This is a genomic window from Cupriavidus sp. NPDC089707, assembly GCF_044748965.1.
GTDB lineage: Bacteria > Pseudomonadota > Gammaproteobacteria > Burkholderiales > Burkholderiaceae > Cupriavidus.
In genome coordinates this window covers 72,596-97,989 of record NZ_JBIVHB010000023.1, presented here as the reverse complement: position 1 = coordinate 97,989, position 25,394 = coordinate 72,596, and the positions used below count along the sequence as shown (strand labels likewise).

The 25,394-nt window shown below is 67.7% G+C and carries 23 protein-coding genes and 1 pseudogene; 14 read left to right on the top strand and 10 right to left on the bottom strand.

Annotation, left to right across the window (positions count from 1 at the left end; genetic code table 11):
• Positions 1–165 precede the first annotated feature (165 nt).
• Positions 166–1,761: an exonuclease domain-containing protein gene (locus ACIP1U_RS26810; protein WP_400321700.1), complete on the top strand. Its 1,596-nt coding sequence runs from the start codon at positions 166–168 to the stop codon at positions 1,759–1,761.
• A gap of 124 nt (positions 1,762–1,885) precedes the next feature.
• A complete protein-coding gene (locus ACIP1U_RS26805) occupies positions 1,886–2,326 on the top strand; it encodes a hypothetical protein (protein ID WP_400321698.1) in 441 nt (146 codons plus the stop codon).
• A gap of 30 nt (positions 2,327–2,356) precedes the next feature.
• On the opposite strand, the pseudogene ACIP1U_RS26800 reads toward ACIP1U_RS26805, so the two are convergent.
• From ACIP1U_RS26800 to ACIP1U_RS26790, 3 genes and pseudogenes are all read right to left on the bottom strand, one after another.
• A pseudogene (locus tag ACIP1U_RS26800) lies at positions 2,357–2,776 on the bottom strand (tripartite tricarboxylate transporter substrate-binding protein); the annotation flags it as partial.
• Complete coding sequence (locus ACIP1U_RS26795; RefSeq protein WP_400321695.1) at positions 2,755–3,744, bottom strand: pyridoxamine 5'-phosphate oxidase family protein; 990 nt, start codon at positions 3,742–3,744, stop codon at positions 2,755–2,757. The pseudogene ACIP1U_RS26800 and the gene ACIP1U_RS26795, both read right to left, overlap by 22 nt.
• A gap of 59 nt (positions 3,745–3,803) precedes the next feature.
• Positions 3,804–4,454, bottom strand: a complete 651-nt coding sequence (locus tag ACIP1U_RS26790) for a glutathione S-transferase family protein (protein ID WP_400321693.1) — start codon at positions 4,452–4,454, stop codon at positions 3,804–3,806.
• A 98-nt stretch (positions 4,455–4,552) separates the two neighbouring features.
• Here ACIP1U_RS26790 and ACIP1U_RS26785 point away from each other — a divergent pair, with 98 nt between their 5' ends.
• From ACIP1U_RS26785 to ACIP1U_RS26770, 4 genes are all read left to right on the top strand, one after another.
• The gene (locus tag ACIP1U_RS26785) at positions 4,553–5,455 is read left to right on the top strand and encodes a LysR family transcriptional regulator (RefSeq protein ID WP_400321690.1); all 903 of its coding nucleotides are present in this window, start codon (positions 4,553–4,555) and stop codon (positions 5,453–5,455) included.
• 51 nt (positions 5,456–5,506) lie between these two features.
• Positions 5,507–6,241: a VIT1/CCC1 transporter family protein gene (locus ACIP1U_RS26780; protein WP_400321687.1), complete on the top strand. Its 735-nt coding sequence runs from the start codon at positions 5,507–5,509 to the stop codon at positions 6,239–6,241.
• 172 nt (positions 6,242–6,413) lie between these two features.
• Complete coding sequence (locus ACIP1U_RS26775; protein WP_400321684.1) at positions 6,414–7,100, top strand: TetR/AcrR family transcriptional regulator; 687 nt, start codon at positions 6,414–6,416, stop codon at positions 7,098–7,100.
• A 123-nt stretch (positions 7,101–7,223) separates the two neighbouring features.
• A complete protein-coding gene (locus tag ACIP1U_RS26770; protein WP_342916196.1) occupies positions 7,224–7,898 on the top strand; it encodes a histidine phosphatase family protein in 675 nt (224 codons plus the stop codon).
• A 224-nt stretch (positions 7,899–8,122) separates the two neighbouring features.
• On the opposite strand, the gene ACIP1U_RS26765 is transcribed toward ACIP1U_RS26770, so the two are convergent.
• The 3 genes from ACIP1U_RS26765 to ACIP1U_RS26755 form a co-directional block, all read right to left on the bottom strand.
• Entirely contained in the window at positions 8,123–9,298 is a 1,176-nt protein-coding gene (locus tag ACIP1U_RS26765) for an acetyl-CoA C-acetyltransferase (RefSeq protein ID WP_400321681.1), read from the bottom strand.
• Positions 9,299–9,427: 129 nt separating this feature from the next.
• A complete protein-coding gene (locus tag ACIP1U_RS26760) occupies positions 9,428–9,889 on the bottom strand; it encodes a PaaI family thioesterase (RefSeq protein ID WP_400321678.1) in 462 nt (153 codons plus the stop codon).
• A 4-nt stretch (positions 9,890–9,893) separates the two neighbouring features.
• The gene (locus tag ACIP1U_RS26755; RefSeq protein ID WP_400321709.1) at positions 9,894–10,868 is read right to left on the bottom strand and encodes an NAD(P)H-dependent flavin oxidoreductase; all 975 of its coding nucleotides are present in this window, start codon (positions 10,866–10,868) and stop codon (positions 9,894–9,896) included.
• Between the two features lie 210 nt (positions 10,869–11,078).
• Between ACIP1U_RS26755 and ACIP1U_RS26750 the strand changes: the two genes are divergently transcribed.
• The gene (locus ACIP1U_RS26750) at positions 11,079–11,954 is read left to right on the top strand and encodes a crotonase/enoyl-CoA hydratase family protein (protein WP_400321675.1); all 876 of its coding nucleotides are present in this window, start codon (positions 11,079–11,081) and stop codon (positions 11,952–11,954) included.
• A 42-nt stretch (positions 11,955–11,996) separates the two neighbouring features.
• A complete protein-coding gene (locus tag ACIP1U_RS26745) occupies positions 11,997–12,668 on the top strand; it encodes a nitroreductase (RefSeq protein ID WP_400321672.1) in 672 nt (223 codons plus the stop codon).
• Between the two features lie 62 nt (positions 12,669–12,730).
• Here the strand turns inward: ACIP1U_RS26745 and ACIP1U_RS26740 are convergent, their stop codons facing one another.
• Positions 12,731–15,511 carry a LuxR C-terminal-related transcriptional regulator gene (locus ACIP1U_RS26740; protein WP_400321669.1) on the bottom strand — a complete coding sequence of 927 codons (2,781 nt, stop codon included), beginning with the start codon at positions 15,509–15,511 and terminating at the stop codon, positions 12,731–12,733.
• A gap of 234 nt (positions 15,512–15,745) precedes the next feature.
• Positions 15,746–17,293, bottom strand: a complete 1,548-nt coding sequence (locus tag ACIP1U_RS26735; RefSeq protein ID WP_400321666.1) for an AMP-binding protein — start codon at positions 17,291–17,293, stop codon at positions 15,746–15,748.
• Between the two features lie 302 nt (positions 17,294–17,595).
• Between ACIP1U_RS26735 and ACIP1U_RS26730 the strand changes: the two genes are divergently transcribed.
• Both ACIP1U_RS26730 and ACIP1U_RS26725 read left to right on the top strand, forming a co-directional pair.
• Positions 17,596–18,741, top strand: coding sequence for an acyl-CoA dehydrogenase family protein (locus tag ACIP1U_RS26730; protein WP_400321663.1), 1,146 nt, complete (start codon positions 17,596–17,598; stop codon positions 18,739–18,741).
• A 39-nt stretch (positions 18,742–18,780) separates the two neighbouring features.
• Positions 18,781–20,016 (top strand): acyl-CoA dehydrogenase family protein, encoded by a 1,236-nt coding sequence (locus ACIP1U_RS26725; RefSeq protein ID WP_400321660.1) that lies wholly within the window; start codon positions 18,781–18,783, stop codon positions 20,014–20,016.
• Positions 20,017–20,057: 41 nt separating this feature from the next.
• Here ACIP1U_RS26725 and ACIP1U_RS26720 read toward each other — a convergent pair whose 3' ends face one another.
• Positions 20,058–20,621, bottom strand: a complete 564-nt coding sequence (locus tag ACIP1U_RS26720; protein WP_400321657.1) for a nuclear transport factor 2 family protein — start codon at positions 20,619–20,621, stop codon at positions 20,058–20,060.
• Between the two features lie 116 nt (positions 20,622–20,737).
• Between ACIP1U_RS26720 and ACIP1U_RS26715 the strand changes: the two genes are divergently transcribed.
• Positions 20,738–21,280 carry a MarR family winged helix-turn-helix transcriptional regulator gene (locus tag ACIP1U_RS26715; RefSeq protein ID WP_400321655.1) on the top strand — a complete coding sequence of 181 codons (543 nt, stop codon included), beginning with the start codon at positions 20,738–20,740 and terminating at the stop codon, positions 21,278–21,280.
• Positions 21,281–21,293: 13 nt separating this feature from the next.
• Here the strand turns inward: ACIP1U_RS26715 and ACIP1U_RS26710 are convergent, their stop codons facing one another.
• Entirely contained in the window at positions 21,294–22,517 is a 1,224-nt protein-coding gene (locus ACIP1U_RS26710) for an IscS subfamily cysteine desulfurase (protein ID WP_400321652.1), read from the bottom strand.
• Between the two features lie 386 nt (positions 22,518–22,903).
• On the opposite strand from ACIP1U_RS26710, the gene ACIP1U_RS26705 reads away from it, so the two are divergent.
• Genes ACIP1U_RS26705 through ACIP1U_RS26695 form a run of 3 tightly spaced genes read left to right on the top strand, consistent with a single transcriptional unit; the run spans position 22,904 to position 25,392 of the window.
• Positions 22,904–23,443, top strand: a complete 540-nt coding sequence (locus tag ACIP1U_RS26705) for a flavin reductase family protein (protein ID WP_400321649.1) — start codon at positions 22,904–22,906, stop codon at positions 23,441–23,443.
• A gap of 36 nt (positions 23,444–23,479) precedes the next feature.
• Positions 23,480–24,964: a 4-hydroxyphenylacetate 3-hydroxylase family protein gene (locus ACIP1U_RS26700; protein WP_400321646.1), complete on the top strand. Its 1,485-nt coding sequence runs from the start codon at positions 23,480–23,482 to the stop codon at positions 24,962–24,964.
• Positions 24,965–25,011: 47 nt separating this feature from the next.
• Positions 25,012–25,392, top strand: a complete 381-nt coding sequence (locus tag ACIP1U_RS26695; protein WP_400321643.1) for a cupin — start codon at positions 25,012–25,014, stop codon at positions 25,390–25,392.
• The last annotated feature ends 2 nt before the right edge of the window (positions 25,393–25,394 follow it).

Genomic DNA, 25,394 nt, shown 5'->3' with positions numbered 1-25,394 from the left:
CCAACTTCGCTGCGCCAACCTCCCGGTCGACCCCGCAACCCTTGTCAGTGCTGCCTTGCAGCGCTGCGTTGCGAGGGGGCGAATATTAAGGGACGCCGAGGTGCTTGGCAAGGGGTTCCTGAAAACTTCTTCGTGCCGCCATCGCAGCGCACTTAAAATCGGCTGATGCCGGATATGCCCACTTACCTGCCGTCGCGCATGCCCGCGGACGGAAAACACTTTGCTGACGCCCTGGCGCTCGCCGCGGCCCTGTCGCGCCCGATCGTCTTTGTCGACCTGGAAACCACCGGGGCCGACGCCCAGCGCGACCGGATCACCGAGATCGGCGTCGTCGAGGTCGGCCCGGACGGGATTACAGAATGGGACACGTTGCTGGACCCTGGTATCGGGATCCCGCCGTTTATCCAGCGCATGACCGGCATCACTGACGAGATGGTGCGCGGCCAGCCGACGTTCGAGTCGCTCGCCGAGCCACTTGCGGAGCGCCTGCAAGGCCGCCTTTTCGTGGCGCACAACGCCCGCTTCGACTATGGCTTCCTGAAGAACGCCTTCCGGCGCGCCGGCGTCACGTTTCGCGCGGATGTGTTGTGCACGGTACGACTGTCGCGCTCGCTCTATCCGTCCGTGGAACGCCATGGCCTCGATGCCCTGATTGCCCGCTTTGGCCTGACGCCCAAGGGCCGGCACCGCGCCTTGGCCGATGCCGAGCTGCTATGGCAGTTCTGGCAGAAGATCCATGACACCTATTCGGTCGAACTGGTCGAATCCGCGGTGCGCTCGCTGGTACGACGCGCCAGCCTGCCCGCAGGTCTGGACGAGACCGCGCTGGAAGACGTGCCTGCCACCCCCGGCGTCTATATCTTCTATGGCGACGACGACGTCCCGCTATACGTAGGCAAGAGCGTGCACCTGCGCCAGCGCATCGGCGCCCATTTCTCAGGCGACTATCGCTACGGCAAGGATATGCGGCTGGCGCGGCTGGTACGCCGGGTGGCGTGGCACGAGACCGGCGGCGAGACCGGCGCGCTGCTGCTCGAGGCCAGGCTGGTCAAGGCGATGCAGCCTGTCCATAACCAGCTGCTGCGCAGCAATGCCCGGCTCTACGCATGGGAGCTGCCGCCGCAGCTGCCGGTGCCGCGCCTGCGCACCAGCCGCGACACGGATTTCTGCCGGCATCGCGATCTGTTCGGCGCCTTTGGCAGCCGCGGCGCGGCCGAGGCGCGCCTGCGTGCGCTGGCCGAAGAACACGGGCTGTGCATGGCCACGCTGTCACTGGAAAAGACCACGAGGCGGGGCAACCCCTGCTTCGCGCGGCAGGTCCACCGCTGCGCCGGCGCCTGCGTCGGCGCCGAACCGTCCGCCACGCACCGCGACCGCCTGGCCACCGCACTGGCGCCGCTGGCACTGATGCCGTGGCCTTTTGACGGTCCGGTGGCATGGCGCGAGGAGCATGCCGGACGCGCGTGGTGGCATGTCGCCAGCGACTGGTGCTACCTGGGTTGCTCGGCCACGCTCGACGAGGCCCGCGCGCTGGCCGATGCCCCGGCGTACTTCGACCTGGACACCTACCATATCCTGGCCCCGCGCCTGGCACAGTGGATGCCGGAAACGGTCCCGCTGCCGGTAACGAGCCTGTTCGAGCTGACCCCGTCGACCATGTCACAGGACGCGGTGCGGCCGGTGCGACCTGCATCGGGTCCGGCTCCGCGACGGACAAACCGCGTGGCCGGACAGCAAGCTCTGGACCTTTTCGCCGACTGAGCCTCGCGTCGTCGGCCACCCGCTGTGTGTGCTGTCGCGCAAACCGTGCTTGTGAGCCCGTGCGCGCTTCCGTTAGTCTCGACGGACCGGCCCTTGCCGCCGGGCGCGCCGATGCGGAGTGTCCATGCCTGCCAACCTGTTCCGACCTGCCGAAACGGCCCGCGGCGCCGCGGGCGTGCGCGCATGCCTGGCCCTCATCTGGGCCGGCGCCGTCACCGGCGCGTGTGCCAGCCTCGGCGGCGGTGCCATGCAGGACATCTTCGACTCCTGGAAAAATGTCTCTGTCGACGAAGCCAAGCGCCAGTGGGGACCGCCACAGGCGGTTCAGGCGATGCCGTCCGGGACCGCCTATGTCTGGAACGAGACCATCCCGGCAGCCCGCGCGCCAGGCAGCGGCCCCCGCGATGCCGGCATGGAACGCACACCGATGCCAGGCCATTGCCAGCGCAAGCTGATCGCGGGCCCGGACGGCATCGTCATCGGTGGCGAATGGAGCGGCGATGCCTGCTGCATCAGCACGCTGGTCGGACACTGCGCCGCACTGAAATACCGCGGGCGCGGCTGACCGACGGCTCGTCCGCACCCGCCAGCGGGCTTAGTCGATGCTCGCGCCCGACGCCTTGATCGTCTGTCCCCAGCGCTTCTGCTCAGCCGCAATGGTGGCGGCGAAGGCTTCCGGCGACTGCCAGGCCGGCTCGGCGCCCTGCTGCTCGAGCTTGGCCTTGGTATCAGGGTCCGCCAGCACGGTGCGCAGGGCACCGGACAGGCGTGCCACCACTTCCCTGGGCGTGCCGGCGGGTGCCAGCATGCCGTAGAAGCCCACCACCTCGAAGCCCTTCAGCCCGGCTTCCTGCATGGTCGGCACGTCAGGCAGCGCCGGCGAGCGCTGCGCCGACGTCACCGCCAGCGCGCGCACCTTGCCCGCCTTGATGTACTGCGTGAACAGCGGGATCGAATCCGCCATCATCTGCGCCTGCCCGCCCATCACGTCGGTCAGCGCCCGTGCGCTCCCCTTGCCGGCGGCCAGGCTCCGGTAGCAGCCAGCACCGGCGAGTATTCGCGCAACTGCCAGCGCATCGGCAGCACCGACGGGCGCCGCACTACCCGCTCGACATGCAGACGCACCAGGCGCTCCGCCCCCGCGAACGCCGCCAGTTCCGCGCCGCCCCAGATCACTTCGGCTTGCCCGCCCACATGGAGCAGCGCGCCTTCGGCAAAATCAGGCACCACCAGCCCGGCGCGCGGGTTCGCCAGCAGGTTCCCGATGGTATTGAAGAAGTTGTTGCCATTGAAATCCGGGAAGGTGAGCGTGCCGTCGTCGTTCACACGGATAAAGCCCGGCTTGCCGCCGCGGTGCGACACATCGGCGCCGCCGGTGTGCTCGCCCTCCTCCGTCGAGGCGGCATGACTGGTGGCGATAAACAGCGTATCGGCCGCGCGCAGCCATGCTGCCGCCTCGTCGTCCAGCGCCGTGCCGTGCCAGGCAGGCATCGGCGCGCCCGGCAGGGCCGCGGTGGCCTCGCGCAGCTGGATATAGCGCGGGCAGTTCCCGAAGCTTTGCTCGACTTCGACCGTGAACCCATCCTGGTCGCGCGCGACGATGATGCCGTTCATGCGGTTGCGCCGGCGCGTAGGGAGCTCGATGCCAAGCAACCCGATATGCGCACCATGCGCCAGGACCTGTTCCAGCGGATCGCCGGGCAGCGGCAAGGCGTCGATGCGCAAGTGCGTGGCATCGGGGCTGTGAGCAAACCCGGGCACGCCGGCGAGCATCGATGCCCACGGCAGTCCGCCGGCATCGACCGCGCCGACCAGCAGGAATGGCAACTGGCCAAAGAAGTCGCGATGCTGGGCGGGCATCTCGCCACGGATCACGCGCGCACCGGCCGCCGCCATGCGTTCGCGCTTGCCGGCGCGCTCCTGCGCGGCCAGTTCCCCGGCGTGGAAAGGCAGGCCGGCATGCGGCCAGACGGGCAGTTCCATGATGGACTCCTTGGCAGATGCGGCCGCCGCTCGCGCGGCGGCCCTGGATTCAGCCGGCCTCAGGCAGCCCGGCCGGGCCGGGATACGATCATCGGCACGAAGCCGGGCAGCGCTTCAATACGGCGCAGCCAGGCGTTCAACGCGGGATACGGCGCCAGCGGCACGTTGCCTTCTTCGGCGCGGGCGATGTAACTGTAGGCGGCGACGTCGGCGATCGCGGCATGGGCGGCGGCCAGGAACGGCTGCTCGGCCAACAGGGATTCCATCAGATCGAACAGTCGCTGCGCGCGGGCGATGGCGTCGTCAAGCGGCACCGGTCGGCCGAACAGCACCCCCAGGCGCGCCGCGGCCGGACCGAAGGCGATCTCGCCAGCGGCCACCGACAGCCAGCGCTGCACGCGCGCGGCCCCGACCGGGTCGCGCGGCAGCCAGCGGCCATCGTCGTAGCGCGTGGCCAGGTAGACCAGGATCGCGTTGGAATCGCCCAGCACCACGCCGTTGTCGTCCAGCACCGGCACCTGACCGAAGGCGTTGAGCCGCAGGAACGGCTCGCGATGCTGTTCGCCGCCGCGCAGGTCGACATCGACCAGCCGGTACGTCAGCCCCAGCAGCGACAGGAACAGCTCGGCGCGATGCGCATGGCCGGACAGCGGCGAGCGATAGAGAACGAGCGGAACCCGGGGCTCGGCAGGATGGTTGGCAGCTTGCATGACACGCTCCTCGGTGGTTGGGATAACGGAATTCTGGCCGTGGAAGGCGGTGCAATAAATAGGGTGCCTGGTATTTGACTACTCCGATAATCGGAGTAATGTGTGGCGCCATGGACAAGCTTCGTGCAATGCAGACGTTCGTGCGGATCGTTGACGCGGGCAGCCTGACGGCCGCCGCGGCGACGCTGCACACCTCCCTGCCCGCAGTGGTGCGCACGCTGGCCGCGCTCGAATCCCAGCTGCAGGTGCGGCTGCTCAATCGCACCACGCGACGGCTGTCGCTGACCGGCGAGGGACGCAGCTACCTGGACAGCTGCCGGCGCATCCTGGCCACCATCGATGAAGTCGAGGCTGGCCTGACCGCCAGCCATGTCGAGCCCAGCGGCCAGCTCACGCTGACCGCGCCGGTGCTGTTCGGGCAGATGTATATCGCCCCGGCGGTCACGCGCTTCGTGCAACGCTATCCGCGCGTGCGCTGCCGCATGGAATTCACCGACCGCGTGGTGAACCTGCTGGAAGAAGAACTCGACGTGGGCGTACGCATCGGCCCGCTGGCAGATTCGACACTGGTGGCGCAGCAGGTCGGCCATATCCGGCGCGTGGTGGTGGCCACCCCCGCCTACCTGCGCAAGCATGGCACGCCGCGCCACCCCAACGACCTCGCGCGTGCCAATTGCGTGCGCTTCACCGGCAATGCCGCGCACTGGTGGACGTTCCAGGAAAACGGCAAACCGTTCCAGGTGCAGGTGACGGGCAACCTCGAGTTCAACCAGACCGCACCAGCCGTTGCCGCTTGCGCGGAAGGCGCCGGCTTCGGCAATTTCCTCTCCTACCACGTGGCGCAACTGGTGCAGGCGCGCAAGCTGCGCATTGTGCTGGAGACGTTCGAGCAGCCAGCCTGGCCGCTGTCGCTGATCTATCCGCATGCGCGCTTGCTGCCGGCGCGCACGCGTGCCTTTCTCGACTGGATGCGCGACGACCTCGCTCCGCGCTTCCGCTGAGACACCGTCAACGAGACCAAAACCACGACCAGATCGCCAAGACGTCGACCCATGCCCCTGACCAGCGTCCCCACTCCGACTGGCTTCGGTGCCCGCTTGCGGCGCCTCATCCGCCGTCCCAGCGGCAATGCGCTGCGCGCAGCGGTGCTGGGCGTCAACGACGGCCTCGTCTCCAGCTTCTGCCTGGTCATGGGACTGGAAGGCGCGGCTGCCACGCGTGAAGCCGTGATTCTTGCCGGCCTTGCCGGCCTGACTGCAGGGGCATGCTCGATGGCGCTGGGCGAATGGCTCTCGGTCACCAACAGCCGCGAGATGAACAACAAGCGGCTGCGCGACATGGCGCACGAGATCACGCACGACAGCGCCAGGACGCGACAGCGTCTGGTGGTGGTGCTGGCCGGCAAGGGCATGTCGCCCGCGGATGCGGAACGTGCCACCGACGAGATCATGCGCGATCCGCGCGCCACGCTCGATAGGTTTGCGCGCGACGTGCTTGGCATCAACCCGCAGGACCGTGGCGGCAACCCACTGCAGGCCGCGGTGATCTCCTTCGTGCTGTACAGCAGCGGCGCGCTGGTGCCGCTGTTGCCCTTCCTGGTGACCGCAGGACCATCGGCGCAGCTCGGCAGCATCGTTGCCTGCCTCTGCGGGCTTGGCCTGGTCGGCTGGGGCACGTCGTCGTTCAACGGCAGGCCGGGATGGTTCTCGGCGCTGCGGCAGATCCTGATCGGCGGCATGGCCGCTTCGTTCACATACGGCCTCGGCATGGTATTCGGCTCGCTCTGATGCTGCCCGCCAGGGCATCCACGATGCGGAGCAACGAGCATGCGCGCCTTGCGCGCATGGGTGCCCACCCACCCGCTCGCAGCGACCAGCCACCCGACAAAAGCCTTGACGCCGCGCTGCGCGCACCGGTATTTTTCAAAAGCGAATCCGCATTCGAATACGGAACATCCCCATGCCAGCGACGTCGTCCGGCCTTTCGGCCACCTCCTCCTTCCCCCGTATCGATACGCCTTCGATCCTGCAGCCGCCGCGGCAGCGGCGCGCGCGCGAAACCGAGCAGGCCCTGCTCGGCGCGGGCCGCGAATTGCTGGCGAAGCGCGATTTCACCGCGGTTTCGGTGGCGCAGATCGCCGCTGCGTGTCAGGTGTCGGTGGGCGCTTTCTATGGCCGCTTCCGCGACAAGATGGCTTATTTCGAGGCGTTGCGTGCGCTGGTGATGGAGGAAACCTCGGCATCGATCGACCGCTACCTCGCGCAGGACCGCTGGGAAGACGTGCCAACCTCCGTGCTGCTCGACAAAGCCGCGCGCTTCATGGTGCTGGGCACGCTGGCCAATCGCGGCGTGATGCGCGCATCGCTGCGGCATGCCTCGACGAAACCGGAAGAGTGGCTGCCCCACCGCCAGAGTGGCGAAGCGATCATCGAGCGGATGGTGCAATTGCTGGTGCCGCGTCTGTCGCTGCCCGCGGATATCGCCGAGTTGCGTGTGCGCTTTGCCATGCAGGCGGTCTTCAGCGTGCTGGTCAATGCGGTGCTGAACGATGGCGGGCCCCTGCATCTCGACGATGAACGGATGATCCCCGAATTGAGCCGCATGATGGCAGGGTACCTCGGCGTCACTGACAACGCCCAGGCCTGAATTCGCGCGGTCATGCATCGCGCCCATGGCCGCCATGAATTCCGTAGCGCTTGCTAGGCGGCGGCGCACGGTCTCTCTAGAATGCGTCCACGCTGACTGCATTGACGCCCACTGATACCGCACATGGCCACGCTTTTCCTCGTCCGTCACGGACAAGCCTCGTTTGGCGCCGCCAACTACGACTGCCTGTCGGAGACAGGCCGCCAGCAAGCGCGCTGGCTGGGCGAATACTTCAGCGAGCGCGGCTTGCGCTTCGCACGCGTGGCAGCGGGCAACCTGGTGCGGCAGCAGGACACCGCGCGCGAGATCCTGGCCGCGATGGGCCAGCCGCAAGCGGAAATTGCCACGCATCCCGGCCTGAATGAATATGACGGCGAGGCGCTGTACCGCTGCCACACCGGCGGCGCCGACCACCGCGCCCACCAGAACGGCGACTACAACGATTACTGGCGCACTTTCCGCGCCGCGTACCATGCCTGGACCCAGGATGGCCTGGCCGACATGACGGAAAGCTGGGCCGATTTCGGCGCGCGCATTGCCGGCGCGCTGACGCAAGCCTGCGAAGGCACCACGCGTGAAGACGCCATCCTCGTGGTCAGTTCCGGTGGCGCCATCGGTCGCGCCACGGCAGACCTCCTCGGCGCCCCCGCGGCCACTGCCATCGAAATGAACCTGCAGTTCCGCAATACCGCGTTCTGCGAGATCATTGTCGGCCGCGGCGTGCAGCGATTGCTGAGCTTCAACAACATCCCGCACCTGGATCGGCCGGAACGCCGCGACGCCCTCACCTTTGCCTGAAGGCCAGGACAGGTACCACAGGCGCTACGCGCAACAACGACAAACCCGCCTGACGGCGGGTTTTCTTTTTTCCGTGAAATGCGGCGGCAATCGCTCCGGCAACTGGCGCGGGCACATTGACATGCCCGCGCCGCCGGTCCTTCTCCCTTTACTACCCTTTACTACTCTTTCTACCCTTTATTGCCGCATTCCTGGCGCAGGCGCCAGACGCAAGCGCCAACGCCTTACAAGCGCTCGACGATGGTCACGTTGGCCAGCCCGCCGCCTTCGCACATGGTCTGCAGGCCGTAGCGCTTGCCGTGCGTATGCAGCGCATGCACCAGCGTCGTCATCAGCTTGGCGCCCGAGCCACCCAGCGGATGGCCCAGCGCAATCGCGCCGCCATGCACGTTGAGGCGCTCCGGATCGGCGCCGGTTGCCTGCAGCCAGGCCAGCGGCACCGGTGCGAAGGCTTCGTTGACTTCGAACAGGTCGATGTCGTTGATGCGCATGCCAGCCTTCTTCAGCGCGTGCATGGTGGCCGGCAGCGGCGCTTCGAGCATCACCACCGGGTCGTGGCCGATCACGGTCATATGGTGCACGCGCGCCAGCGGCTTGACGCCGAGCTTCTTCAGGCCAGCCTCGTTGACCACCAGCAGGCCGGCGGCGCCATCGCAGATCTGGCTCGAGGAGGCAGCTGTCACGCGCCCGCCTTCGGCGATCAGCTTGACTGCGCCAATGCTCTGCAGCGTGGCGTCATAGCGAATGCCTTCGTCAGCGGTATGCATTTCGCCGTTGGCGCCCTCTGCGGTACGCACTTCGACCGGGACGATCTCGGCATTGAAGCGCCCCGCCTGGGTCGCAGCCACCGCACGCTGGTGGCTGAGCAGCGCGTAAGCATCGAGCTGCTCGCGCGACAGGTTGTACTTGCGCGCGATCATCTCGGCGCCGGTGAACTGGCTGAACTGCACGCCGGGGTAGCGCGCTTCGACACCCGGGCTCTTGGGCACGCCGAAGCCGTTCTTGGCCGGCAACTGCGAAGACAGGCCCATCGGCACGCGCGTCATGCTTTCCACGCCGGCCGCGATCACGATATCCATCGCGCCCGACATCACCGCCTGCGCGGCAAAGTGCAGCGCCTGCTGCGACGAGCCGCACTGGCGGTCGACCGACGTGCCCGGCACGCTTTCCGGTAGCCGCGAAGCGAGGATGGCGTTGCGCGCCACGTTGCCGGCCTGCTCTCCGACCTGGCTGACACAGCCCATGATGACGTCTTCGACCAGCGCGGGATCGGCGCCGGAACGCTCGACCAGCGCATCGAGCACCTGCGCGGCAAGGTCGGCCGGATGCCAGCCCGACAGCTTGCCGCCCTTGCGCCCGCCGGCGGTCCGTGCCGCGGCGACGATATATGCCTCTGCCATGTGATCTCCTTGTTCGGTGCCAGCGAACTGCCGGCAGGGTTAGCCCGTATTGTTGTCCCCGGCCGGCCGGCCAGCGTCGTCGGAAGCGACGAAGTTAGCCGGCCGCCTCAGGCGGCTGTCGGGGCTACCTCAGCTGCGCGGGCCGAGCACCGCGAAGATTGCTGTCGCACGCAGCAGGCAGCGTTCACCGCTGACCAGCCGGCAGTTGCCGTAGCGCAGCCGCGAGCCGAGCTTGTCGAACTCCACGCGTGCCTCGACCCAGTCGCCCAGGCGCGCGGAGTCCAGGAAGTCCAGGCTCAGGTTGACGGTGACCGCGCTTTTCACGCGGCCGGTCTCCAGCGACATCATCATGCCGATGGCGGTATCGGCCAGCGTCGCCAGCATGCCGCCATGCGGGATGCCCAGGTTGTTCAGATGGCTCTCGTCGATGCGCACCGCCAGCGTGCGGCGTTCGCGGTTCAGGTAGAGCTGGCCGAAGTTGGCCATGTAGCCGCCCAGCCCCCGCAGCGGCACGAAGCCTTCCGGCACGGCTGCACCACCGGTGCTATCGGCCGCCTGCGGCAGCGCCGCCTCGATTCCGGCTTCGGCCATGGCGTCAGGCAAAGCAGCGCGAGGCCGAGCCAAGGTGCTCGCGGCATTCGCGGACCATGCGCGCGAGCAGCTCCTCGCAGCTCGGCACATCGTCGATCAGGCCCACGCACTGGCCGGCGCTGATGATGCCGCCATCGGTCTCGCCCGCCTTCAGCGCAGCCTTGCCGCGCACGCCGGCTACCAGGTGCTTGACGTCTTCGAACTGCGCCCCGCCGGGGCGGCGTTCGATGCTCACGACTTCGTCCGACACAGCATTCTTCAGCACCCGCGCGGTGTTATGCAGCGTGCGGAAGATCAGGTTGGTGTCGCGCTCGCTGGCCTGCACCAGCGCCTGCTTGACGTTGTCGTGGATCGGCGCTTCCTGGGTGGCGCAGAAGCGCGTACCCATGTTCACGCCCTCGGCACCCAGCACCAGCGCGGCGGCCATGCCGCGGCCGTCGGCGATGCCACCCGAGGCAATCACCGGCACCGACAGCTTGCGTGCCGCCAGCGGGATCAGCACCATGCCCGGGACATCGTCTTCGCCGGGGTGGCCGGCGCACTCGAAGCCGTCGATCGACACCGCGTCCACGCCCAGGCGCTCGGCCGACAGCGCATGGCGGATCGCCACGCACTTGTGGATCACCTTCATGCCGGCGGCCTTGGCGCGCGCGATATGTTCCTTGGGGTTGTTGCCGGCGGTCTCCAGCACCTTGACGCCGTTCTCGATGATGACGTCGAGGTAGCGCGCGTACGGCGGGGGGTTGATCGAAGGCAGCAGCGTCAGGTTCACGCCAAATGGCTTGTCGGTCATATCACGGCAGCGGCGGATTTCCTCGCCCAGCGCCTCCGGGGTCGGCTGCGTCAGCGCGGTGAGGATGCCCAGCCCGCCGGCGTTGGAGACGGCCGCGGCCATTTCCGCGTAGCCGACCCATTGCATGCCGCCCTGGATAATCGGGTAGCGGATGCCAAGCAGTTCGGTGATTCGAGTCTTCATGATTGTCCTTTGTGCTGTCAGCTAGCGGGCCTTGGAAGCGGGCCTTGGCGGCGGTCGGGCCAGTCTAAGGCGCGGGCCCGCGCCATGCTTCGTCGGAAGCGACGATTGCAGGCGGCGCATTCTGCACTAGTGTTGGCTGTCCCCGCGCCGTTCCGGGCCCTTGCCGCCTTCCGGCCCGCAGCACCCCGCCCCCTTTCCTCAGCAGGAGTCGCCATGACGCAAGCCACGCCTTCGTTCGAAACCCTGCGCTACGCCGTCGAAGACGGCGTAGCCACTATCACCCTGCATCGCCCGGACCAGCTCAACGCCTTCACCGCGCAGATGATGCAGGACCTGATCGCCGCCTTCGACGCCACCGATGCCGACGACAACGTCCGCGCGGTGATCGTCACCGGCGCGGGCCGCGCCTTCTGCGCCGGCGCCGACCTGTCCGGCGGCAGCTCGACGTTCGATTACGAGAAGCGCTATGGCGCCAGCCCCGACACGGCGCACCGCGACGGCGGCGGCCGCGTGTCGCTGCGCATCTTCCGCAGCCTCAAGCCGGTGATTGCCGCGGTCAACGGCGCCGCCGTCGGCGTGGGCGTGACCATGCAGCTGCCGATGGATATCCGGCTGGCGTCGACCGACGCCAAGTTCGGCTTCGTGTTTGCGCGCCGCGGCATCACGCCGGAGGCCGCGTCGTCGTGGTTCCTGTCGCGCGTGGTCGGCGTTTCGACGGCGCTGGAATGGTGCTATACCGGCCGGGTGTTCTCCGCGCAGGAGGCGCATGAACGCGGGCTGGTGCGCTCGCTGCATGCACCCGAGGACCTGCTGCCGGCGGCGCGGGCGATCGCGCGCGAGATCGCCGACAACGCCGCGCCGGTCTCGGTGGCGATCTCGCGCCAGCTGATCTGGCGCATGGCCGGCGCCAGCCACCCCATGGAGGCGCACAAGCTCGACAGCCGGGCGATCCAGTCGCGCGGGCGCTCCGCCGACGTCAAGGAAGGCGTCAGCGCATTCCTGGAAAAGCGTCAGGCTGCGTTCCCCGACACCGTCTCGCAAGACCTGCCGGACTTCTTCGACTGGCGCGGCGAGCCGCCGTTCGCCTGAAGCGCCTGAAGCCAGCGCCCCACCGTTTTTTCCGGAGTCAGCATGAAAGTCAGTCAAGCCGTCGCCAGCCGCAAGTCCGTCCGCGGCTTCCTGCCCAAACCCGTGCCAGCCGACACCATCCGCCGCGTGCTCGATGCCGCGGCGCGCGCGCCGTCGGGCGGCAACCTGCAGCCCTGGCACATCCACGTGATCGGCGGCGAGGCGCTGGAGCGCCTGCGCGGCATCATGCGCGAGCGCATCTCGCGCACGCCCAAAGGCGAAGACCGCGAATACAACGTCTACCCGCCCGAACTGGTCGCGCCCTACCGCGACCGGCGCTTCGAGGTGGGCGAGGCGCTCTACCACTACCTCGGCATTCCGCGTGAAGACAAGGCGCGGCGGCTGGCGCAGTTCGCCAACAACTTCACCTTCTTCGGCGCGCCGCTGGCGCTGTTCTGCACCGTGGACCGGCGCATGGGCCCGCCGCAGTGGTCGGACCTTGGCATGTACCTGCAGAGCGTGATGCTGCTGCTGCGCGAGGAAGGGCTCGACAGCTGCGCGCAGGAATGCTGGGCGATGTATCCGGAGACCATCGGCAGCTTCCTGCAGCTGCCCGCCGAGCGCATGCTGTTCACCGGCATGGCGATCGGCTACGAGGATCCCGAGGCGCCGGCCAACCAGTTGCGCGCGGCGCGCGCGCCGCTGACGGAATTCGCCGAGTTCATCGGCATCTGAGTCGGCACTGAGTCGGCATCCGGGCCCAGGCGCCGCGCGCAGCTGCGCTTGCGGCGACCGGCTCAGAGCAGGCCCAGCTGCCGCGCGATCGCCACCGCCTGGGTGCGGTTGCTGGCGTGCAGCTTGGCGCTGATATTGCGCAGGTGCGTGCGCACCGTGGTCTCGGACACAAACAGGCGCTCGGCCATGGCGACATTGGAAAAGCCTTCGGCCAGCAACTGCAGCACCTTCTGCTCCTTGGGCGTCAGCGGCTCCACCAGCGCCGGCGGTGCGGGACGGCCGGTGGTGCCGCCAGGCGCTTCGCCGGCTTGCTGGCCGCATGCCTGCAGCAGCTTTTCCACATAGGCGGATGGCAGGCTCGCGCCCTGGCGCGCGCAGGCGTCGGCCACCAGCCGGCGCACGTCGTCGCCTTCGTCGGCAAAAATCCGCACGAATCCCTCGGCCGCGCCGAAGCGCAACGCCTCGCCCATCACCACCAGCGCATGCGCACCGTCGCCGCTGCGCTGCCACGCCTGTGCCAGCAGGATGCGCAGCTTGAGCGCGCGGCGCATCAGCTGGTTGCTGGTGGCGGCCGCCAGTTCGCGCTCGATCGCGTCGCGCACCTGCGCGCCGGGGCGGGCATGCACGTCAAGCCGCAGCCTTCCGACAAAGATGTCCTCGACGTCGCTGGCAAACGAACTGACGCCCGGACGCGTGCGCCACAGCGCGGGGTCGGCGGCGCGCTCGATCGCCTCTTGCGCGGCGTGCACATTGCCCTGGCGCAGCGCCAGCCGCGCGCGCTCCAGCATCGCCGCCATCACCAGCCGGGTCAGGCCGCGGTGGTGGCCGAGCGCCTCCAGCTGCGCCAGCCATTCATGCGCCTGGTCGGTCTCGCCTCGCTCGAAGGCGATGCGCGCCAGCACGGTATGGCCGGTGATGATCTGATCCGGCAGGCCGAGGTCGCGCGACAGCGGCAGGTACACGTTGAGCAGCCGGCTGGCGCGTTCGGTATCGCCGCTCTCGTACAGCCCTTCGGCCAGCAGGATGCCGGCCATGGCGTTGCCGTTGGTCGGGCCGAAGCGGTTCGGCAGCATCGTGCGCGCGGCAATACGAAAGCGCGCCAGCGCCTGCTGCAGCCGTCCCTGGCGCAGGTCGATCAGGCCTTCGACCGCTTCGGAGAAGATCTTGTTGAAGTTGCTGTCCGAGCCGCGCACGGCCTGGCGCGCGATCTGCAGCAGCCGGCGCGCCTCGGGATAATCGCCGATAACCGCGGCCAGCCGCGCCATCGACGTGCCCAGGATCGCGTCCGGGAAGGCGTAGCCCATCGGCAGCGGCGGCACCTCGTTGCGGGCGAAGGCGCGCGCGTCGTCGAAGCGGTCCATCATGTTGAGCAGCACGTGGCGCAGCGCGCGGATATGCGCGAGCAGGTCGCCGGCCGCGCCTTCGGTCGGAATCGCCTGCAGCAGCGCGATCGCGTCGGCCGGGCCGCGCGTGAACGACACCGCCCACGCATGCGCGATCTGCAGCTTGGGCCAGCGAGCCAGCTCTTGCGCCGGTACCGCCTCCAGCCAGCGCGTCAGCAGCCGCATGCGGCCCTGCCCCAGCAGGTCATCGACGGCGCTGTCCAGCAATTCCAGCGCATGGCCCAGCGCGCCGGCCGCGAGTGCGTGCTCGATGGCGGGCACCGGACGGCCCTGCGATTCATACCAGCGCGAGGCAGCCAGGTGCAATGGCGGCACGGCCTCGGGCGTCGACTGCACCAGCTGGCCGCGCAGGAAGCCGGAAAACAGGCTGTGATAGCGGTACCACTGCTCCGGTGCCGCGCCGGTGCCGCGCTCGCCGTAGCGCTCGCTCTCCAGCGGCAGCAGGAACAGGTTGGCGCGCTCCAGCCAGGCCAGGATCTCGTCGCTGCTGCCGGCGCCGACCGCGGATGGCATAGTGGCCTGGCAGACCGCGTCGCACAGCGGGCCGCAGAGCTGGTCCAGGATCGAGGTCCGCAACAGGAAGTCCCGCACCGCCTCGGGCAGGTGCAGGAAGACGTCTTCGACCAGATAGTCGGCAATCGCCGCGTTGGAGCCGGAAAAGCCGGCGATGAAGCCCTCGGGCTGGCTGCGCCGTTCCATTGCTACCGAGGCCAGCCACAGCGCCGTGGCCCAGCCTTCGGTGCGCCGGTGCAGCGCGCTGATCGCGGCTGGCTGCAATTTGAGCCCACGGGCGTGGCGCAGGAAGGATTCGGTCTCGCTGGCACTGAAGCGCAGTTGCGCGGGCTCGATCTCGAGCAGCTCGCCGCGCGCGCGCAGCCGGCCCAGGCCGCTCTCCGGCACCCAGCGGGTGCCGATCACGACACGGCAGCCCGGCGGCAGGCTTTCGACCATCTGCCACACCAGGCCGCTGACGGCGGCGTTCTGGATCGATTCGAAATCGTCGAGGAACAGCGTGAAGGCGCCGCTGTGGCTGGCCAGCCGGTCGATCAGGGCGAGCGCCTGCTCGCCGGGATCCTGCACCAGCCCCAAGCGGGGCGGCTGGGCCGCGGCGCCGAGCGCCTGCGCGATGGCGGCCCCGATCGAGCCCAGGAAGCGGGTGGCATCGTTGTCGGAGCGGTCAAGGGTGAGCCAGGCGGTGCGCCCGCCAGCGGCTTCCAGGCGCGCACGGCACTGGAGCATGGCGGTGGTCTTGCCAAAGCCCGCGGGCGCGCGCACCAGCACGAGCTTGACGAAGTCCGCGGCGCACACGGCGTCGCAGATCGCCGCGCGCTCGACCTGGAACGGCGTCAGCAGCGGCGGACGCAGCTTGGCGGCCAGCGCAGCGGCGCCGGCGCCAGTGGCAGACGGCATGCGCCGCCCGGTCTCCTCGATACTTGCCATTGGCCTTTTGTCGTCTTCCGCGCCGCACCGTCGATGCGGCAATGCGAAGCGATGCGCTCGCCCGTGCAGCAGCGCGGGCGGGCGTGACTGTGATGGAACACAGAATTATGGCGTAAACGCGTGCGGCCGCGCGCTGCCGAGGGTTCAGGGTCTCTTCAGGCGGCCTTCCGGCTGGATTAAGGGCCCCGGACCACCCCAACGCCCCGCTCTCCCGGCCAGATGCCGGGACCGCCCTTACACCAGCTTGTTACCGTGGGCTGCCCAATAGCGGTCGCGCAGCAGCCGCTTGAGCAGCTTGCCGGTCGGCAGGCGCGGCAGCTCGGACTCGAAATCGACCGAGCGCGGGCATTTGATGGTGGACAGGTTGGCGCGGCAGAACGCAATCAGTTCGGCCGCCAGCTCCGGCCCGGCCTGGGCCATGTCGGCCGGCTGCACGACGGCCTTGACCTCTTCGCCGAAATCCTCGTTGGGTACCCCGATCACCGCCACGTCCAGCACCTTGGGGTGCGTCATCAGCAGATTCTCGGCCTCCTGCGGATAGATGTTGACGCCGCCGGAGATGATCATGTTGGCCTTGCGGTCAGTCAGGAACAGGTACCCGTCGGCATCGGCATAGCCGACATCGCCGATCGTGCTCCAGTCCGGATGCTGCGGATGGCGCGATTCCGCGGTCTTGGCCGGGTCGTTGTGGTATTCGAAGGCCCGGCCTTCGGCAAAATAGATCGTGCCGGGCTCGCCCGGCGGCAGCGGTTCGCCGTCGGGGCCGCAGATGCGCAGCTTGCCGACCATGGCCCGGCCCACGGTGCCCTTGCGCTGCAGCCATTCCTGCGTGCTGACCACGGTCACGCCGTTGCCCTCGGTGCCGGCGTAGTACTCCCAGATCACCGGCCCCCACCACGCGATCATCGCCTCCTTGACCTGCACCGGGCACGGCGCCGCGGCATGGATCGCCACGCGCAGCGAGGACACATCGCAAGCTTGGCGCCGCGCCTCGGGCAGCTTTAGCATGCGCGAGAACATCGTCGGCACCAGCTGCGTATGGGTGATGCGGTACTGCTGCACCAGTTGCAGGTACTGCTCAGCGTCGAAATGCTCCATCACCACCGCGGTGCCGCCCAGCGCCTGCACCGACATGTTGTAGCGCAACGGCGCGGCATGGTACAGCGGCGCCGGCGACAGGTAGCGGGTGTCGGCATCGAAGCCATAGAGCCGCTGGCACAGGCTGGTCAGCGTGGTGGGATCCTCGATGCGCGGGCTGCCCGGCGGGGCGTACACGCCTTTGGGCCGCCCCGTGGTGCCGGAGGAATAAAGCATGTCGCCGCCGGTCACTTCGTCTGCGATGCGCGTCGTTGGGCAGCTTGCCAACGCCGGTTCATATGCATCGTAGCCGGGCACCGTGCCGTCGAGCATCAGCCGGCGCTTCAGCGCCGGCGTCTGCGCCACCAGCGTGGCCGCGATCTCCGCCATGGCGTGCGTGGTCACCAGCATCTGCGCGGCGCTGTCATTGAGGATATAAGCGGCGTCGGCCGCGTTCAGCTTGGTGCTCAGGCAGATATAGACGATACCGCTGCGTTGCGCGCCCCAGCACAGCTCGAACATGCGCGGATTGTTCTCCAGCATGAAAGCCACGCGATCGCCCGGGCGCAGTCCCAACGTCCGAAAGAGATGTGCCACCTGGTTCGAACGCTCGTCCAGCTCGCGGTATGTGACGACTGCTCCGCTGCTGCCCATGATGACGGCCGGCTTCTCTGGCGTGCGCTGCGCGTGGATGGACGGATGCATGGCGTTGAGCTCCTCGACAGGGTTTCGCTGGATTGGGATGGGTGATCCCGCATTCTGTGAACGACCCGCCGGTTCAACCATCGTCGGAAGCGACGAAGCGCGGCGTCGGCATTTTGATGCGGTGCCGCATGCATCGGCGAAGTGGGGTCCCTGTGCGGGCTCTGTGCGGGCTCTGTGCTGACTCTGTGCGACCGCTGCGCACCTTCGTCCGATGCGACGATGCGCCGCCCGCCAGCGTGCCCGGATCATGCTCTCTGCGGGCGATCGCAGCCACGCCTTCCCCCATTCCCGAAGGAGCCGAGGTGGATTTCAAGTTCAGCGAAGAACAATCGATGCTGCGCGACACGCTCGCGCGTTACCTGGCCGACCACTACGCTTTTGAAGCGCGCCGAGCCGCGGTGCAATCCGCGGCGGGCTGGCGGCCCGATTGCTGGCGTGCCTTCGCGCGCGACCTCGGCATCCTGGGCGCTGGCTTTCCCGAGGCATTTGGCGGGCTCGGCGGCGGTGCGGCCGAGCACATGATCGTGATGGAGCAGATCGGCCGCCACCTGGTGCTGGAGCCGTATCTTGGCACCGTGGTGCTGGCCGGCGGCGCTCTGGCGCAAGGCAATCCGGAGCTGGCGGCGCAATGGCTGCCCGCCATCATCGGCGGCGAGGCCACTGCCGCCTGGGCACATGCCGAGCCCGCCAGCCGCTATTGCCGGCATGACGTGCAGGCCAGCGCCACGCGCGCGGGCAACGGCTACAAGCTGAGCGGGCACAAGCACGCCGTGGTAGGCGCGCCCTTCGCTTCGCACCTGGTGGTCAGCGCCCGCACCGCCAGTGCGCGCCGCGACCGGGACGGCATCAGCCTGTTCTGGGTCGCGCGCGACACACCGGGCGTCACCCTGCGCGAATACCCGACCTTCGACGGCCTGCGCGCGGCCGAGGTGCTGCTAGACAACGTACAAGTGCCGGCCAGCCAGCGCATCGGCGCCGAAGGCGAGGCCTTCGCGCTGATCGAGCGGCTGTGCGACCACGCCATGGTCGCGCTGGCAGCCGAAGCCAACGGCGCGATGGCGCGCATGCTGGCCGACACCATCGACTATGCGCGCCAGCGCAAGCAGTTCGGCGTGCCGATCGGCACGTTCCAGGTGCTGCAGCACCGCATGGCCGACATGTCTATGCAGCTGGAGCAATCCGTGGCACTTACGCAGGTCGCGGCGATGCAGGCGGGCGGCGCACCGGCAGCGTTCGCGCAGGCGGCGTGCGCGGCCAAGGTCCAGGCCGGCCAGGCCGGTGCCTTCGTCGGCCAGGGCGCGGTGCAGATCCACGGCGGCATGGGCGTTACGGAGGAACTGGCGGTGGGCCACTACTTCAAGCGCGTCACTGCGATCGACCTGCAGTTCGGCTCGGCCGAGCACCACCTGCGCCGCTACGCCGACCTGCTCTATCCCGCCGCGGCCTGAACCGCCAATCCCTGACGACTACCCCAGCGAGGTCCGTCGATGCATCTCGATTTCTCCCCGCAAGACCAGCAGTTCCGTGAAGACGTGCGCGCCTGGATCGCCGAGGCGTATGACGACGAATTGCGCGCGATGATGGCGCAGTCCAAGAACGGCTATCTCGACAAGGCCGGCCAGGTGCGCTGGCAGAAGGCGCTGCATGCGCGCGGCTGGGCCGCGCCCAACTGGCCGCAGGAATACGGCGGCCCGGGATGGACGCCGACGCAGCGCTTTATCTTCCAGTCCGAACTGGCCGCGGCCGGCTGCCCGCCGGTGTCGCCGATGGGGCTGAAGATGGTGGCGCCGGTGATCATGAAGTACGGCACGCCCGCGCAGAAGGCGCGCTTCCTGCCCCCGATCCTGGCCTCGGAGGTGTGGTGGTGCCAGGGCTACTCCGAGCCCAATTCCGGCTCCGACCTCGCCTCATTGCAGCTACGCGCGGATCCCGGCACCGACAGCGACGGCGAGCACTACATCCTGAACGGATCCAAGATCTGGACCACGCATGCGCAGTGGGCCGACTGGATGTTCTGCCTGGTGCGCACCAGCCGCGAGTCGAAGCGGCAGGAAGGCATCTCGTTCCTGCTGCTCGACATGCATGCGCCCGGCATCACGGTGTCGCCGCTGCCGACGCTGGACGGTCCCGTGGCCGGGCAGCAGGAGGTGAACCAGGTCTTCTTCGAGAACGTGCGCGTACCGGCGGAGAACCGCATCGGCGAGGAAGGCAAGGGCTGGACCTACGCCAAGTACCTGCTGGAGTTCGAGCGTGGCGGCACCTACAGCCCGATGCTGCGCAAGCAGCTGGCCAAGGTGGCACAAATTGCCGCGGAACAGGCCGCCGACGATGGCGGGCGGCTGCTCGACGATCCCGCCTTCCGGCGCAAGCTGGCCGCGCTGCATGTGCGCACGGCCGCGCTGGAGGCGGTCGAGCTGCGCGTGTTCTCGGGCGTGGAATCGGGCACGTCTATCGGTGCGGCGTCCAGCACGCTGAAGCTCACCGGCACGGAGACATTGCAGGCGGTCAGCGAGCTGGCGGTAGAGGCCGCCGGTCCCGCGGCACTGCCGTTCGTGCAGGACACCTGGGCCGGGATCCAGGGCCGCGAGGCCGCGCCGCGCGTGGGACCGGACTATGCCGCCGTGCTGGCGCCGCGCTATTTCAACTACCGCAAGGCGTCGATCTACGGCGGATCGAACGAAATCCAGCGCAATATCATCGCCAAGCTGGTATTGGGGCTTTGATGCCTCGTGCCGGCAGGTTCGTCCTGCCGGCAAGGGCGCCCTTAGACAAATTCTTTCAGGAACGCCAGCCTGGCGTCAGCCGATGCCTGGGCTGCGGCTGACGCCTGCAGCGTCTGCGACGGCAGCCAGGGATACGGCAGCGCAGCCTGCAAGGCCGCCAGCATGGCCGCGCCGGCATCCGGCATCACGTCCATCCGCGCGATATGGATGTGCAGGCTGCCGATGCGGTACGTTCCATCCTGCTGCCAGGCAAAGCCCCAGCGGTAGATGCCCCTCCCCACGCGCAAGGTGTGCGCCGCCGTCTCGCGCATCAGCACCAGCCACGGGACCGTCAGCGTGGCTCCCTCCGCGGCGAGCGACAAGTCGCCGACGTAGTAGGTCCGGCAGCGGTCGAAAGTCTTGGCGAAGTCAGTCACCAGCGTCGCCGCAATCGCCGCGGCACCTTCCGTCTTTGCCGGAAAGCTGATGGTGTCGGTGTCGATCGAGAAGGTCAGCGTCGCATTCGGCGTGAACGCCTCGTGGATCAGCGCGGGACGGTTGTTGTCCTTGGCGTCGACATAGCGGGCCAGCAGCGCCTGGGCTTCGGATAGGGAGATCGGGTTCATACGATGTAACGCCTTGGTGCAAGAAATGAGGCCGGACAGCGCAGGGGGCACCGCGCGGCGAGTTTGGTAGAATTTGGCACAAAGCTTGCATTACAAGCTAATTGAACAATCCGCCGATGGCTACGACTCCTGCAAACAAGACCCTGACTATCACACATCCGGCTTGCCTGGTGGATGGCTCGGACCGCGAGTTCCGGCACCTTGTCAATGGATTGCTCCCGTTTGCCGCGCGGCTGCTGTCGGTGCGGGACGGCTTTGGCAACCTGGTCGGACTGACCGGCGTGCAGTATTCGCTGATCCGCTCGATCGCCCACCTGTCGCAGCAGGACGAGGTGACGGTAAACCAGCTGGCCGACCACCTGCACCTGAGCGGGCCGTTCATCACCATCGAGACCGGCAAGCTGAAGAAGCTTGGCCTGATCGACAAGAAGGCGCATCCGGACGACAAGCGCAAGATGCGCCTGACCATCACCACGGCGGGCAACAAGCTGCTCAATGAACTGCTGCCAGTGCAGCAGCAGATCAACGACGTGCTGTTCGACGGCGTCACCCGCACCGAGTTCAAGGTGCTGTGTTCGGTGGTCGACCGCCTCGTCGCCAACGGTGACCGTGCCGCACTCGACCTGGAGCACCTGCAGGCGCGCCGCCTGAAAGGCTAGCGGCACGCCGCCGTCAATGCGCGGCCCATTGCACCGTGCCGACATCGATGCCCTCCTGGTGCATCTCCCATAGCGGGCTGAGTTCGCGCAGTTTCGACACCGTGGCGCTGACCTGCCGGATGACTTCGTCGACTTCCGCCTCGGTGGTGTAGCGGCCCAGCGTAAAGCGGATCGAGCTGTGCGCCAGCTCGTCGCTGCGGCCCAGCGCGCGCAGCACGAACGACGGCTCCAGCGATGCCGAGGTGCAGGCCGATCCCGAAGACACCGCCACGTCCTTGATGCCCATGATCAGGGACTCGCCCTCGACATAGTTGAAGCTGATGTTCAGGTTGTGCGGAATGCGGTGTTCCAGGCTGCCGTTGACGTAGACCTCGTCCAGCCGCGACAGGCCCGCGAGCAGCCGGTCGCGCAACGCGCCGACACGGCGTCCCTCCTCTTCCAGTTCCAGCCTCGCCAGCCGGAAGGCTTCACCCATGCCCACGATCTGGTGCGTCGGCAGCGTGCCGGAACGCATGCCGCGCTCATGGCCGCCGCCATGGATCTGCGCCTCCAGCCGGATGCGCGGCTTGCGGCGCACGTACAGTGCGCCGATGCCCTTCGGCCCGTAGACCTTGTGTGCGGTCACGGTCAGCAGGTCGATCTTCAGCGCCGTCAGGTCGATCGGGATCTTGCCCGCGGCCTGCACCGCGTCGCAGTGGAACACGATGCCCGCCGCGCGGCAGATTTCGCCAATCTGCGCGACCGGCTGGATCACGCCGATCTCATTGTTGACCATCATCACCGACACCAGGATGGTGTCCGGCCGCAGCGCCGCGCGCAGCACATCGAGGTCGATCAGGCCGTCGGCCCCCACATCGAGATACGTCACATCGAAGCCTTGCCGCTCCAGTTCGCGGCAGGTATCGAGCACGGCCTTGTGCTCGGTTTTTACCGTGATGATGTGATTGCCCTTGCCGCGATAGAAATGCGCCGCGCCCTTGATCGCGAGGTTGTTTCCTTCGGTCGCGCCGGAGCTCCAGACGATCTCGCGCGAGTCGGCATTGAGCAGCGCTGCAACGTGCGCGCGCGCCGTTTCCACCGCCGCTTCCGCCTGCCAGCCATAGCTGTGGCTGCGCGATGCCGGGTTGCCGAACTGCTGGTGCAGGAACGGCACCATCTTGTCGACGACGCGGAGATCCACCGGCGTCGTCGCACTGTAGTCCATGTAGATGGGGAGTTTGTCTTGCTCGATTTTCATGGGGCGCATTCCTGGCTGCGGAGAGTGTACGACCGGGGGGGAAAAGCGAAACTGCGCGAACCCGCTGGTCAGGGAAAGTGCGGCCGAGTCTAGCACCGGGCAATGCGCCGACGCGCAGGCGCCATGCTGGCGATAGGGTTGCTTCATGCTGCCGCCAGCCCCTTCGCAACCTCCCGCCGCATTCCCTCCGTCTCCCGCAAACCGTTGTGCCACAAGGCTTTTCGGCATTCACGCGGCGACGCCGCGACCGTGCCAAACCTGCCGCCTAGGGTTTCCACCAGCTTGAATACCGCAGCTTGTTAGCATTCAATGAAACCTAAGTTACAAAGCTAATTAAACAAACTGCGGCGCCGGGATCGGTTGCCCAAACATGCGTAGGAGTCGTGATGGCTGAGTCATCTGTCGATCGGGGCGTCGTGGTGGACGCCGACGCGCAGCGCAATTTCCGCAACGCGCTGGCCATGTTCGCAACCGGCGTTGCCGTGATCACTGCGCCGCGCGCCGGCGAGGTTCCGGTCGGCATCACGGTGGCGTCGTTCAACTCGGTATCGCTGGATCCGCCTCTCGTGCTGTTTTCGGTCGATCGCCGCTGCCTGAGCCTGGCCGACCTGCGCAGCGCGCCGCGCTACGCGGTCAACGTGCTGGCCGAGGCGCAACAGGAGATCTCGAACCGCTTCGCCCGCGCCAACTCGGGCAAGTGGGATGGCATCCACTTTGGCGCCACCGAGGAACGCGGCGGCAGCCCTGTGCTGCTGCCGGACACGCTGGCGACCTTTGAATGCGAGCCCTATGCGCAGCACGACGGCGGCGACCACGTGATCTTTATCGGGCGGGTGGTCCGTCACCAGGCCCGCCACGACGGCCGGCCGCTGATCTTCTTTGGCGGCAAATACCGGGCGCTGGAAGACAGCCCTGCCGCCGCCTGAATCCAACAACACAAGCAGTCAGCACAGGAGAACGACATGATCAAGACCGGCACCCAGCACATCGCCATGCTGCGCGATGGGCGCGAAGTGTACCTCGATGGCAAGCGCGTCACCGACGTTACGGTGCATCCCGCCTTCCGCAACTCGATCCGCAGCTATGCCAGTCTGTACGACTTCCAGGCGCGTCCCGAGAACGTCGACAGGATGACGTTCCAGCCGGAGGGCAGCGACCGGCGCGTCAGCCGCATCTGGCAACTGCCCGCCAGCTACAACGAACTGGTCGAGCGCCGCGAGATGCTGGAAGCCTGGACCGCGCTGCACTACGGCTTCATGGGCCGTTCGCCCGACCATGTCGCGTCGTGCATCTCCGGCATGTACATGGGCATCGACGTGCTCGAGCAGGCCGATCCGGCGCGCGCCGGCGCCTTGCGTGACTACTACCACTACGCCCGCGACAACGACCTGTTCCTCACCTATGTCATCGTCAACCCGCAGGCCAACCAGGCCAAGGCGGCGCATGAGCAGGAAGACAAGTACCTGGCGGTGGGCATCGTCGACCAGGACGCGGAGGGCATCACCGTGCGCGGCGCGAAGATGCTCGCCACCAGCGGCATCATGGCCAACGAGGTCTTCTGCAGCTGCATCCAGCCGCTGCGCGAGGGCGACGAGATGTATGCGCTGTCCTTCGCGGTGCCGATGAACAGCAAGGGGCTGAAGGTGATGTCGCGCAAGTCGTACGAAGCGAGCGCCACTTCGGTCTTCGACAACCCGCTGGCAAGCCGATTCGACGAGAACGATGCGGTGCTCTACTTCGACGACGTCAAGGTGCCCTGGGAGCGGATCTTCGTCGCGGGCGACGTCGCCATGTGCGCGAAGCAGTTCCATGCCACGCCGGCGCACGTCTACCAGAACTACCAGTGCCAGGTGCGGCTGATGGTCAAGCTGCGCTTCCTGGTCGGCCTGGCGCACCGCATCACCGAGATCAACGGCACTGCCGGCTTCCCGCAGGTCAAGGAACTGCTGGGCCAGCTCGCCGCCGAGGCGGGCATGGTGGAGGCGTGGGTCTATGGCATGGAAGCGAAGGGCCAGGTCAACCAGAACGGCTACTTCATCCCCGACCGCGGCATGCTGTACGGCTCGCAGGTGGTGACGCAGCAGCTCTACGCCAAGGTCCTCAATACGCTGCGCGAGCTGGCCGGCGGCGGCATGATCATGCTGCCCTCCAGCATCGAGGATTTCGCCAATCCCACCGTGGCCGACATCATTGCCAAGACGCAGAAGTCGCCGGTCTGCAGCCCGGAGGAGCGCGTCAAGTTCTTCAAGCTTGCCTGGGACGCGGTCGGCTCCGAGTTTGCCTCGCGCCATAACCAGTACGAGATGTTCTACGCCGGCGCCACCTTCGTCACCAAGGGGCACGCCTACCGCACCTATGACTGGCAGCGCGCGTCGGGCCTGGTCGACAACATGCTCGGCAGCTATTCCCTGCAAGACGAACTGGCCCGCCTGCCGCAGGCCGCCTGAGCCGCTCAACGACTGCCCCAACCCTTGCCCCGATAACGGAGATCAGCATGGCGATCAACAAACTTCACGACGAGTTCCATACCCTGGACCTGGCCTCCGGCTGGGAAGTGCCGGAAGGCTACCCCGCCGGCATCCAGCAGAAGATCCTGTCCGGTGCGCTGGACGAAAGCGGCCGCCGCGGCAGCCGGACCCGCCTGCTGCGCTTCGATGCGGGCATCTTCACCAAGGCACCGTTCGTCCATGAGTACTGGGAGGAGGTGTACCTGCTCAGCGGCGACCTGACCGTCGGCAACGATGCCAACGGCAACGGCGGCGAAGCCTTCGAGCCCAACACCTACGCCTGCCGGCCGCCCGGCGCGTTCCACGGCCCGTTCCGGTCCAACGGCGGCTGCATGCTGCTGGAAATCCACTACTACGACCCGGCCTGATC

What these genes read in the sequence shown, in the direction of transcription:
- ACIP1U_RS26810 (WP_400321700.1), top strand. Translation starts at nt 166, where the DNA reads ATGCCGGATATGCCCACTTACCTGCCGTCGCGCATGCCCGCGGACGGA.
- ACIP1U_RS26805 (WP_400321698.1), top strand. Translation starts at nt 1,886, where the DNA reads ATGCCTGCCAACCTGTTCCGACCTGCCGAAACGGCCCGCGGCGCCGCG.
- ACIP1U_RS26795 (WP_400321695.1), bottom strand. Translation starts at nt 3,744, where the DNA reads ATGGAACTGCCCGTCTGGCCGCATGCCGGCCTGCCTTTCCACGCCGGG.
- ACIP1U_RS26790 (WP_400321693.1), bottom strand. Translation starts at nt 4,454, where the DNA reads ATGCAAGCTGCCAACCATCCTGCCGAGCCCCGGGTTCCGCTCGTTCTC.
- ACIP1U_RS26785 (WP_400321690.1), top strand. Translation starts at nt 4,553, where the DNA reads ATGTGTGGCGCCATGGACAAGCTTCGTGCAATGCAGACGTTCGTGCGG.
- ACIP1U_RS26780 (WP_400321687.1), top strand. Translation starts at nt 5,507, where the DNA reads ATGCCCCTGACCAGCGTCCCCACTCCGACTGGCTTCGGTGCCCGCTTG.
- ACIP1U_RS26775 (WP_400321684.1), top strand. Translation starts at nt 6,414, where the DNA reads ATGCCAGCGACGTCGTCCGGCCTTTCGGCCACCTCCTCCTTCCCCCGT.
- ACIP1U_RS26770 (WP_342916196.1), top strand. Translation starts at nt 7,224, where the DNA reads ATGGCCACGCTTTTCCTCGTCCGTCACGGACAAGCCTCGTTTGGCGCC.
- ACIP1U_RS26765 (WP_400321681.1), bottom strand. Translation starts at nt 9,298, where the DNA reads ATGGCAGAGGCATATATCGTCGCCGCGGCACGGACCGCCGGCGGGCGC.
- ACIP1U_RS26760 (WP_400321678.1), bottom strand. Translation starts at nt 9,889, where the DNA reads ATGGCCGAAGCCGGAATCGAGGCGGCGCTGCCGCAGGCGGCCGATAGC.
- ACIP1U_RS26750 (WP_400321675.1), top strand. Translation starts at nt 11,079, where the DNA reads ATGACGCAAGCCACGCCTTCGTTCGAAACCCTGCGCTACGCCGTCGAA.
- ACIP1U_RS26745 (WP_400321672.1), top strand. Translation starts at nt 11,997, where the DNA reads ATGAAAGTCAGTCAAGCCGTCGCCAGCCGCAAGTCCGTCCGCGGCTTC.
- ACIP1U_RS26740 (WP_400321669.1), bottom strand. Translation starts at nt 15,511, where the DNA reads ATGGCAAGTATCGAGGAGACCGGGCGGCGCATGCCGTCTGCCACTGGC.
- ACIP1U_RS26735 (WP_400321666.1), bottom strand. Translation starts at nt 17,293, where the DNA reads ATGCATCCGTCCATCCACGCGCAGCGCACGCCAGAGAAGCCGGCCGTC.
- ACIP1U_RS26725 (WP_400321660.1), top strand. Translation starts at nt 18,781, where the DNA reads ATGCATCTCGATTTCTCCCCGCAAGACCAGCAGTTCCGTGAAGACGTG.
- ACIP1U_RS26720 (WP_400321657.1), bottom strand. Translation starts at nt 20,621, where the DNA reads ATGAACCCGATCTCCCTATCCGAAGCCCAGGCGCTGCTGGCCCGCTAT.
- ACIP1U_RS26715 (WP_400321655.1), top strand. Translation starts at nt 20,738, where the DNA reads ATGGCTACGACTCCTGCAAACAAGACCCTGACTATCACACATCCGGCT.
- ACIP1U_RS26710 (WP_400321652.1), bottom strand. Translation starts at nt 22,517, where the DNA reads ATGAAAATCGAGCAAGACAAACTCCCCATCTACATGGACTACAGTGCG.
- ACIP1U_RS26705 (WP_400321649.1), top strand. Translation starts at nt 22,904, where the DNA reads ATGGCTGAGTCATCTGTCGATCGGGGCGTCGTGGTGGACGCCGACGCG.
- ACIP1U_RS26700 (WP_400321646.1), top strand. Translation starts at nt 23,480, where the DNA reads ATGATCAAGACCGGCACCCAGCACATCGCCATGCTGCGCGATGGGCGC.
- ACIP1U_RS26695 (WP_400321643.1), top strand. Translation starts at nt 25,012, where the DNA reads ATGGCGATCAACAAACTTCACGACGAGTTCCATACCCTGGACCTGGCC.